Source organism: Pseudomonas sp. SJZ074 (assembly GCF_007828215.1).
Classification (GTDB): Bacteria; Pseudomonadota; Gammaproteobacteria; order Pseudomonadales; family Pseudomonadaceae; genus Aquipseudomonas.
Genome location: NZ_VIUE01000033.1, coordinates 53,471 through 63,996, shown reverse-complemented (window position 1 = coordinate 63,996; position 10,526 = coordinate 53,471). Strand labels below are relative to the sequence as shown.

The 10,526-nt window shown below is 60.9% G+C and carries 8 protein-coding genes; 2 read left to right on the top strand and 6 right to left on the bottom strand.

Translation table 11 applies throughout. The features are described 5' to 3' along the window. The coding region (locus FBX99_RS25255; RefSeq protein WP_144929925.1) for a YbdD/YjiX family protein at window positions 1-158 on the top strand (158 nt) is incomplete at its 5' end. Between the two features lie 216 nt (window positions 159-374). After that, window positions 375-1,343 carry a GTPase gene (yjiA, locus tag FBX99_RS25250; protein WP_144929926.1) on the top strand — a complete coding sequence of 323 codons (969 nt, stop codon included), beginning with the start codon at window positions 375-377 and terminating at the stop codon, window positions 1,341-1,343. On the opposite strand, the gene FBX99_RS25245 is transcribed toward yjiA, so the two are convergent. The 6 genes from FBX99_RS25245 to FBX99_RS25220 all read right to left on the bottom strand — a co-directional run bounded on the left by FBX99_RS25245 (window position 1,335) and on the right by FBX99_RS25220 (window position 10,431). Continuing rightward, window positions 1,335-2,045, bottom strand: coding sequence for a GntR family transcriptional regulator (locus tag FBX99_RS25245; protein WP_144929927.1), 711 nt, complete (start codon window positions 2,043-2,045; stop codon window positions 1,335-1,337). The genes yjiA and FBX99_RS25245 overlap by 9 nt on opposite strands. 22 nt (window positions 2,046-2,067) lie before the next feature. After that, window positions 2,068-2,769 (bottom strand): FadR/GntR family transcriptional regulator, encoded by a 702-nt coding sequence (locus tag FBX99_RS25240; protein ID WP_144929928.1) that lies wholly within the window; start codon window positions 2,767-2,769, stop codon window positions 2,068-2,070. Between the two features lie 60 nt (window positions 2,770-2,829). Continuing rightward, window positions 2,830-4,143, bottom strand: coding sequence for a C4-dicarboxylate transporter DctA (locus FBX99_RS25235; protein ID WP_145133260.1), 1,314 nt, complete (start codon window positions 4,141-4,143; stop codon window positions 2,830-2,832). A 261-nt stretch (window positions 4,144-4,404) separates the two neighbouring features. Beyond that, entirely contained in the window at window positions 4,405-4,950 is a 546-nt protein-coding gene (locus FBX99_RS25230) for a hypothetical protein (protein ID WP_144929930.1), read from the bottom strand. A gap of 232 nt (window positions 4,951-5,182) precedes the next feature. Then, a complete protein-coding gene (glyA, locus tag FBX99_RS25225; protein ID WP_144929931.1) occupies window positions 5,183-6,436 on the bottom strand; it encodes a serine hydroxymethyltransferase in 1,254 nt (417 codons plus the stop codon). A 146-nt stretch (window positions 6,437-6,582) separates the two neighbouring features. Continuing rightward, window positions 6,583-10,431, bottom strand: coding sequence for a bifunctional diguanylate cyclase/phosphodiesterase (locus FBX99_RS25220; RefSeq protein ID WP_145133257.1), 3,849 nt, complete (start codon window positions 10,429-10,431; stop codon window positions 6,583-6,585). Window positions 10,432-10,526 lie beyond the last annotated feature (95 nt).

Here is a 10,526-nt window from a genome sequence, read left to right as displayed (position 1 = left end):
AGGCCGCCCGCCTGATGGTCGGCATGCCCGACTACGACAACTACGTCGAGCACATGCAAACCAAGCACCCGGACAAACCGCTGATGGACTACGAGGCGTTCTTCCGCGAACGCCAGGAGGCCCGTTACGGTGGCAAGGGTGGGCCGAAGTGCTGCTGAAGGCCTTGTAACACCCTCTGTGGGAGCAGGCTCGCTCCCACAGTTGTTTTTGGGCTGCTTCAGGTTTTTGCGTCCGTCATCGATTCCCTGTGGGAGCGAGCCTGCTCCGGGCGGCGATCCGACGATGGCGTACTATCAGCCGACATCGATAGTGGCTGAACCACTGCTATCGCGAGCAAGCTCGCTCCCACAAAATCTGCATCAAGGAGATTCTGTTTGTCCGCTCCCATTCCCGTGACGATCCTCAGCGGCTTCCTCGGTGCCGGCAAGACCACGCTGCTGCGCCATCTGCTCAAGGCCGAGCACGGCCTGAAAATCGCCGTGATCGAGAACGAATTCAGTGATGCAGGTATCGACACTCAATTGCTGGGCGACGAACCGGTGCAGGTCATGACCCTTGCCAACGGCTGCGTGTGCTGCACTATCCACACCGACCTGACCAAGGCCCTGTACCTGCTGCTCGAACGGCTGGACAGCGGTGAGATCGCCTTCGATCGCCTGGTGATCGAGTGTACCGGCCTCGCCGATCCGGCCCCGGTGGCCCAGACCTTTTTCATCGACGAGGAACTGCGCGAGCGCTACATCCTCGACGGAATCCTGACCTTGGTGGATGCCGCCCACGCCGAGGTCCACCTGACCCAAGCCATTGCCCAGGCCCAGGTCGGATTCGCCGATCGCCTTCTGGTCAGCAAGACCGACCTGGTGAACGCGGCCCAGGTCGAGGCCCTCGGCGAGCGCCTGACCCGCATCAATCGAAGGGCCCCCATCCGGATCGTGAAACATGGCCAGATCGACCTGGCCGAACTGCTCGATATCCGCGGTTTCAACCTCAATGCGGACCTGGGCGCGGGGTTCAGCCTGCGCCCGGTCGTCAAGGCCGCCCCGGGCGACCGCATCAGCAGCCTTGTGCTGCGTACCGACAAGCCGCTGGATATCGACAAGCTCAGCGAGTTCATGAACCAGTTGCTGGAAGACCACGGCAAACAATTGTTGCGCTACAAGGGTGTGCTGAACATCGCCGGCGAACCGCGGCGATTGGTATTCCAGGGGGTGCTCAAGTTGTATGGCTTCGATTGGGACACCGAATGGGCCATCGATGAGGCCCGGGAAAGCGTGATCGTGTTTATCGCCGACGAGTTGCCCGAGGAGAAGATCCGCGCGGGATTCGAGGCCGCTTTAGCTTGACGATGGCGTGCCTGCAACCATTAGCAGCCGTTGCTCAAGATGGTCCAGGTGCTCATCCATCAGGCGCGCGGCTTCATCTCCATTGCGGTGTTCCACGGCGTCCACGATCGCCAGATGTTCCTGCCAGGCGCAATGCCGGCGGGATTTGATCTCGTGCCGTGCCAAGGCCAGCGAGGTCAAGGGCACCAGGCTGCCGAGGAACTGCGCCAACGGTGCGTTGCCGGCCATGGAAGCGAGGTGCAGGTGAAACTCGCCGGAAAGACGTATCGCCGGGCCGCGCTCGCCACGTTTTAGGCATTGTTGCTCCCTCGCCACCAACTCCCGTAGATGCTGCAGATCCTTCGGTTGCGGAGCCTTGCAGGCCAGGTGCACCAATGTCCGTTCGGTCAGCCGGCGGGCATGCAGGATCTGTCGGGTCTGTTCCAGGTCCGGAGCCGCGACTTGCGGCCGATGGTTAGGACGCAGGATCACCACTTGCTGGTGGGACAGGCGCGCCAATACCCGACGAATGATGCTGCGGCTGACGCCGAACACATCCCCGAGGCCTTCCTCGGTGAAACGGCTGGCGGGCGCAATGCGTTGTTCGAGGATGGCGTCGAAGATCCGCGGGTAGATATCGTCCACCGACGGCTTGCCGACAGCGCCGGGCAGTGGCAGGGCGGCAAGCACATCGCGTTGTTGATGGGACGTGATGTTGTTCATGACGGTCTCCGCGAGGCGTGGCTCAGGTAGCGAGGTTGTCGTCTGGAATATTCAGTTCGATGCCCATGCGCTGGCCTTCCCTGAGGATATGCCGACGCATTTCCGCACTGGCCTGGGCGCTGTTCTTGCTACGAATGGCGCGTACCACGGCTTCGTTCTCTTCCAGCCGTTCGGCCAGGTGCTCGGGCGAATTGCGCAATACATCGGCGCTTTGCTTGAGGGCATTGCTGGTCTGCTGCACCACACTGTGGAAGATCGGGTTGGACGTCAGGGCAAACAGCTCCTCGTGGAACGCGATGTAGGCGCTGGCGCAGGCATCGTTATCATTGGCTTCCAGGGCTTCGCGCATGTCCATGAGGGTCAGGCGCAACTGTCCGACTTCCTTGCTGCTGATGGACTGGGCGACCAGGCCGACGATGAAGGGTTCCAGGGTGTAGCGCAGTTGCAGCACGTCTTCCAGGCTCGCACCGGCTACTGTGCTGCTTTCATGGATATCGCCGGCGCTGGCTTCCAGCACCACCACGCCTTTGCCGGGCATCGAGCGCACAAGCCCGAGGGTTTCCAGCACGATGACCGCTTCGCGCAGGCTTGGCCGACTGATGCCCAGCTGTTCGGCCAACTCCCGCTGGCCCGGCAGCATGTCGCCCGAGCGCCACTGGCCCCGGGCCAGGGCGGCGCGTAGTTTTTCCACCACGGAGTTGACGACGGTTGATGAACTGATCACGCGATGCTCCTTCAAAAATCAATCAGGCGATGCCGGCTCGGGAGTCGGTATCGCGGTCTTTCAGAATTGCTGCTGATGGGCGCTGCCCGCCGGTTTTCTCGGTTGGAAGGTATAGCCCTGTTGGCCGGACAGTACCTTGCGCGCACGCGGGACATCGATGTCTTTTTCCCAGCGGGCAATTGCCACCGTGGCCACGCAATTGCCGATCAGGTTGGTCAGGGCGCGACCGATGCCCATGAACCAGTCGACCGCCAGCACCAGCACCAGGCCGACCACCGGAATCGCCGGGATCGCCGTCAGCGTGGCCGCCAGGATTACCAGTGCCGAGCCGGGAATCCCGTGGGCTCCCTTGGATGTGATCAGCGACACCAGCAGGATGGTCAGCAGGTCGGTCAGCGCCAGGGGCGTACCGGTGGCATTGGCGATGAAGACGATGGCCAGGGTCAGGTAGATCGAGAAACCGTCCAGGTTGAACGAGTAACCGGTCGGGATGACCAGCCCCACGGTAGAACTGCCGATCCCGAGGTGCTCGAGCTTGCGCATGACTTGTGGCAGCACGGCGTCCGAAGAGGCGGTGCCGAGCACGATGAGCAATTCTTCGCGCAGGTACTTGAGGAACGGCAACATCGGCAGGCCCGACGCGCGCATCACCAGGCCCAGGATCAGGGCGACGAAGGCAATGCAGGTCAGGTAGAACAGGCCGACCAGGCTGCCCAGGTGCTGCAGCGAGTCCAGCCCATATTTGCTGGTGGTGAAGGCGATGGCGCCGAAGACGCCGATGGGGGCCAGACGCACGATCATACCCATGATGCGGAAGATCACGTGGCTGAGTTCGTTGATCAGCCGGGAGATGCCCGAAGCTGCGTCACCCACCAGGTTCAGCGCACTGCCGAACAATACCGAGAACAGCAGCACTTGCAGGATGTTGTTCTCTGCGAAGGCACCGAGCACCGAGGTCGGGATCAGGTTCATCAGGAATTGCGTGGTGGTCACCATGTGCTGGCCGCGCTGGGCGATGTCACTCACGTCTGCACTGGAAAACTGCTCCAGATGAATGTTCGCGCCACTGCCGATGCCGGTACTGAAGGCCAGTACCAGGCCAATCACCAGGGCGATGGTGGTCAGCACTTCAAAGTAGATGACTGACTTGAGGCCGATGCGCCCGACCTTCTTGAGGTCGCCGGCGCCGGAAATGCCACTGACCACGACGCAGAATACGATCAGGCCGATGAGCATCTTGATCAACTTGATGAAGCCATCGCCGAGGGGTTTGAGCTGTGCGGAATATTCTGGGAGGGTAAGCCCGCAGACAATGCCGAGCACCAATCCGAGGACAACTTGAAGGAAGATCGAACGCGAGCACCATTTGAGCATGGGAGGAATTCCTGGGTCGGTGTCCTTATCGCCAGCACGAGGCGGTGGGCGTCAGGACTTCATTATTGTGGTCTTACCGGTTTGTCCAGTGCAGTGGCAGTCTAGGCCCTGTTTTTTGAATTCCGCAAGCTGATTTTCTGAATTTGGCATGACCGGTCTTACCAGATGATTCGAAACCGGCGTACTTGGGTCGTTGGAGGTGGCGAGGAAAATTCACCACCGTTGAGCCGGTGACGTGTCCTCAACTGGCCCGGACCTGGATCAGGCGTGCCTTGCCTCAAGAATGCTCAGAATGAAAGTTATCCGAGACTTTTGTTCCGTTTCGGCGAGATAAAGATAGGGTGATCCTCGAACTTTTAGTCCGCCGATATATTTATTATTGGTGGTCATGAGTGAAACAGGCGTATGCCGTGCCTTGATATCGGCCCGAGTAATCACATTGTCATGGCGATCGATCAAAGTAACTGCAGTGGGGGTGTCGATAGGCGAATGGGTGACACCAAATACTTCCAACCAACGTTTGCCGATCAACTTGTTGTAATGTTCGCCAGGGTTTTTGATGCATAACCTGTAGCCCTCTTGCGTGGCGCGGAAGTCGAGCCTCAGCGGCTGTGCGACGGCCCCCTCGCCATGGGAGCGCATTCCCAGCAGGTGCGAGTGGTCAAGGGTCTGCGGCCTGCCGGTAAAGAAACCGCCGCTGAATGAACTGACCGTGGCCAGTGCGGGTTTGCCGTGCAACATTTCCAGTAAGTTGACATGCGTATCGGGCAGGCTGAGTGTTGCCTCGAAAGAGTGTGTACTGTCCATGTAGTATTCGAATCCTTTATTGAGTCTGATAAGTTGCGCTGTTTAAACGGATTCGATAGTAATGGAATTCTCGGCTGGTGATGCCGCGTGAGTATTGCAAGGCGTTAAGTGGAACGCCGTTGAAGTTAGGAAAAGACTTGGAGTTGGCTGGCGCGGCTCTTGTTGAAATTAGATGAAAAAAGGCCCGCATCTTCCGATGCGGGCCTTTTTTCATGGCGGTTGGCCGGGCTGATTAAGCGCCGTACACCGGTAGCTTCTTGCAGATCGCCTTGACCTTCTCGCGAACGGCGTCAATCACCGCTTCGTTGTTCAGGTCGGCGAGGATGTCGCAGATCCAGCCGGCCAGTTCCTTGCACTCGGCTTCCTTGAAGCCGCGAGTGGTCACGGCCGGTGTGCCGAAGCGCAGGCCGGAGGTGACGAACGGAGAACGTGGGTCGTTTGGCACCGAGTTCTTGTTAACGGTGATGAACGCCTTGCCCAGCGCCGCGTCGGCGTCTTTGCCGGAGATGTCCTGCTTGATCAGCGACAACAGGAACAGGTGGTTCTCGGTACCGCCGGACACCACGTCGAAGCCACGCTCGATGAACACGCCGGCCATGGCCTTGGCGTTTTTCACGACCTGCTGCTGGTAAGCCTTGAACTCAGGTTGCAGGGCTTCCTTGAAGCAGATGGCCTTGGCGGCGATGACGTGCTCCAGCGGGCCACCCTGGGCGCCCGGGAACACGGCGGAGTTCAGCTTCTTCTCGATGTCGGCGTTGGCACGAGCCAGGATCAGGCCGCCACGTGGACCGCGCAGGGTCTTGTGGGTGGTGGTGGTGACCACGTCGGCGAATGGCACCGGGTTCGGGTAGACGCCAGCGGCGACCAGGCCGGCGACGTGGGCCATGTCCACGAACAGGTAGGCACCGACCTTGTCGGCGATGGCGCGGAAACGCGGGAAGTCAAGGACCTGGGAGTAGGCGGAGAAACCGGCCACGATCATTTTCGGCTTGTGTTCGAGGGCCAGGCGCTCGACTTCGTCGTAGTCGATCAGGCCGTTGCCGTCGATGCCGTACTGGACGGCGTTGTACAGCTTGCCGGAGGACGAAACGCTGGCACCGTGGGTCAGGTGACCGCCGTGGGCCAGGCTCATGCCCAGAATGGTATCGCCAGCCGACAGCAGCGCCAGATAAACGGCAGCGTTGGCCTGGGAACCGGCGTGGGGCTGGACGTTGGCGTAATCGGCGCCGAACAGCTCCTTGGCGCGGTCGATGGCCAGTTGCTCGACCACGTCGACGTATTCGCAACCACCGTAGTAGCGCTTGCCCGGGTAGCCTTCGGCGTATTTGTTGGTCAATACCGAGCCTTGAGCTTCCATCACCGCGGGGCTGGTGTAGTTTTCCGAAGCGATCAGCTCAATGTGCTCTTCCTGGCGCTGAGCTTCTTGCTCCATGGCGGCAAAGAGATCGGCGTCGTACTTGGCAATAGTCAAATCACGGCTGAACATGGCGGTCCTCAAGGATCGGGGGCAGAAAAGGGAGGCATTCTAACCCAACCGCTTTTGGAAGGGGTATGAAAGGAATTCAGCTTCAAGATGCAAGCGACAAGCTGCAAGCTAAATGCGGGCTGGCTTTGCTCCAGCTTGCCGCTGCTTTAATCGAGCATGAACAGCGCATCATTGCTGAACTGCGCTTCGAACCGGTGGGCAGGCATCGGGCGACCGAACAGGTAGCCTTGGACTTCGTCGCAGCCGTGCTCGCGCAGGAAGTCCAGTTGTTCGTGGGTCTCGACGCCTTCGGCGATCACCGCCAGGTTGAGGCTGTGGGCCATGGCGATGATCGCCCGGGCGATCTGCGCGTCCTGTTCACCGGATGGCAGGCCGTCGACGAAGGTGCGATCGATCTTCAGCACGTCGATAGGGAACTGCTTGAGGTAGTTGAGCGACGAATAACCGGTGCCGAAGTCATCCACGGCGATGCTCAGGCCGAGGTTTTTCAACCCGGCCAGGATCTGCATCGCCTCGCTGACTTCGCGCATCAGGATGCTTTCCGTCAGCTCCAGCTCCAGGCAGGCCGGTGACAGGCCTGTGCTGCGCAGGATATTGGCGATTCGCGTACCCAATTGGCCATCGGAGAACTGTCGGGCCGAGATGTTGACCGAGACTTTCGGCACCCGGACCTTGGCCTGGTGCCAGGTCTTGAGCTGTCGGCAGGCCTCGTCGATGACCCAGTCGCCGACGTCCACCACCAACCCGAGTTCTTCCAGCACCGGGATGAAGTCCCCTGGCGGCACCAGCCCGCGTCGCGGATGACGCCAGCGCAGCAGGGCCTCGGCGCCGGTCAAGCGTTTGCCGTCGCCACTGAACTGCGGCTGGTAGTACAGCACGAATTCATTCTGCTCGAGGGCGTGGCGCAGGTCGCTTTCCAGTTCCAGGCGTTCCAGGGCACTGGCGTTCATGTCGGCCTGATAGAACTGGAAGTTGTTCTTGCCGCGCTCCTTGGCGTGATACATCGCCGTGTCGGCGTTCTTCATCAACTGGCTCAGTTCGTTGCCGTCCTGGGGACTCAAGGCGATACCGATACTGGCCGTGACGAAGAACTCCCGGCCTTCGAGCACGAATGGCCGGACCAGGCTGGCGAGGATCTGCTCCGCCACGTTGATGGCCCGGTTCAGCGCCGTTTCCCGGCTGGAGCGCGGCTCCAGCAACAGGGTGAACTCGTCGCCGCCCATGCGCGCCACGGTGTCGTCGTCGGCGACGCAGCCGAGCAGCCGTGTCGCCATGTCCTTGAGCATCCGGTCGCCGGCGGCATGCCCCAGGGAGTCGTTGATCGGTTTGAACCGGTCCAGGTCGAGGAACATCAGCACGACCCAGTTCTTCTGCCGCTCGGCCGATTGCAGCGCGGTGTGCAGGCGGTCCTGGAACAGCGTGCGGTTGGGCAGGTGGGTGAGGGCGTCGTAATAGGCCAGGCGATGGATGCGCTGTTCGCTGGCCTTGCGTTCGCTGATGTCGCTGAAGAAGCACACGTAACTGGCCAGGTCGCCTTCATCATCCAGCACCGCCGTGATGCCGACCCAGGCCGGGTAATGTTCGCCGTTACGGCGCTTGAGCCAGACCTCGCCTTCCCAGGAGCTGTGTTGTTGCAGCTGCTTGAGCACGTAGCGCAGGTGGGCCTCCTGCTGATCGTCCACGGTCAGCATGCTCGGCAACTGGTCCAACACCTGGGACACCGCGTAGCCACTGACCCGGCTGAAGGCCTCGTTGGCCTGGACAATGTAACCGGCCGGATCGGTGATCAGGATCGCCGAGGTCGAATGCTCGAATACCGTGGCGGCCATGCGCAGGTCTTTTTCGGCGCGCCGTTGCTGGCTGATGTCGCGACCGACGCCAAGCACGCCTTCGAATCCGCCGGCATCGTCCCAGACCAGCACCAGCCGCAGTTCGATGGGGATCTTGCGTCCGTCGGCACGCAGGCAGTCGAACAGGAACAGCTGGGTCTGCATCTGATTGCGCAGCTCGGCCAGTTGCGCGGGCTTGTCGAGCGCCTTGCTGACCCGGTCCATCAGGGTATAGATGCCGGTCAGTTGCTGCGGATTGGCAATGGTCGACTGCCAGCCGTTCTGGAAGATCCAGTCGGCGTTGTAGCCCAGCACCGCTTGCACCGACGGGCTGACGTAATTGAGCGAAAGCTTGCTGTCGGTGGAGAAAATCACATCGCTGATGCTCTCGGCGAGCATCCGGTAGCGCTGTTCGCTGTCACGCAGCGACTCGCTGGCCTCGATCTGCTCGGTGACGTCCTTCGCCACACCAATGATCCGCGTTACCTGGTCATGCCGGTCCCGGGCCAGGGCTTGTTCGCGGATGTCGAAGCGTCGCCATTTGCCATCGCGATGGCGGAAGCGCAGTTGGCATTGCAACAGATGCGCATAGCCGCCGCGCCGCTGTTCCTGGCGCAACGTATGGTAATGGTCGGCATCGTCGCTGTGCAGCAGGATTTCCCAGAAGTACTCGCCCATCTGGTGCAGTTCGGTGCGGTCATACCCCAGGGTCTGGCCCAGGTGGTGGTTGCTGAAGATCATCCGCTGGCTGATGACATCCTGCACGTAGAGATGATCCGGCACGGTACGCACCACGTCGGACCAGAAGCCTTCGCGCTCGAGCAACGAGAGTTCGATCAGCTTGCGGCTGGTGATGTCGTTGATGCTCAGGATAACGGCGTTGTAGTCGTCCTGCTTTTCCGGCAGGCGCAGTACCAGCCAGAGATGCTGGTCACGGCCGTGGGCGTCCCGGAGTTTGATCTCCAGTTCCAACTGCTTGTGCTGATCGAGCAGGGTTTCGAGCAATTGCGGACCGACCGGATTGTTGTCCTGCGGGCCCTTGCCCACCAGCAACTGCCAGGCCTGTTCACAGGAGTCGACGTTGAGCAGCCGCAACGCCATCTGGTTGACTTCGGTGATGCGCACTTCCTGTTGCAGCTGCTCGAGCTGGTGCGGGACTTTCATCCACGCCCGCAGTTGATCGCCATTGTGCAGGCCGGCCCGGACGAAGAATGACTTGAGGCTGGAGAGGTCGAGTACGCACAGGGCCACGCCGGTGCCTTCGAAAATGTCCTGGTAGCGCCGGCGACCTTCGTGCAGTTGCCGCTGGCGGCGGCGCATGTTCAGCAGGGCGATGACCGGCAACATCGAAAACGCCAGGCCCAGCAGGCATTTGCCGATGAAGGCCGGTAACAGTTGTTCGAGCACCTGGCGGCGGTCGAACAGCCCCCGCAGTTGCCAATCGCTGCTGCTCAGCGGCACGGTCAACACGGTGTTATCCAGATCGTCCGGCGACAAGTGCGAGAGGGTGATCGATGGCAGGCTCTCGTCACGGCTGACAATTTGTTGGTTGAGACGGTTTTCCACCAGCCACAGTGGGCGCAACCCGGTATCGGCCTGTTTGATCAGCGTGGAGAAGAAATTCGGGGTCAGGCGCAAGGCCCAGTAACCGTGGGTATTGCCGCTGGCCTGGTACAACAACAGATGCACCACGGAGCCGTTGTCGGCGTTACTGAAGTAATGCGCCTGGTTGTGACTGCGGTGCACCAGCTCACTGAGATAGCCGGCATCGTGGCTGTCGGGGTCGGTGTCGCTGAGCACCATGCCGGACGGACTCAGCAATGCCAGGCTGCGTAACTGGGGTAGCGATTGCTGAAGTTTGTGCAGCAGGGCCTGCTGTTCGTCGGCTGTCTGCGGTTGTTCGACGATCGGTAGCAGATTGAGGGCGATTTGCGCGTTCAGGGCCATGTTCAGGCTGACTTGCGCAGCCAGGTCGGCGGTGTAATCGATGGTGTACTGGCGCTGTTGCTGCTGGGTGACGCGCAGTTGGTCGAGCAACTGCCAGAAGAGCAATCCGAGCAACAGCAGTACCAGCGTGGCCAGGGCGCCCTTCAATGTCCCGCGCAGGGGCGAGCCGGGCACGGTATCCGGTGCGCGTGGGGACAGGGTCGGCGTGACGTTGGACAAGCTGTAATCCTGCGGTTTGCTGGACTGGCGCGACACGCACTATAAGCCGGACGCCCGAAGGGCGGCTAGCATGCCTTGCCTTGTGGCAAAGTGCC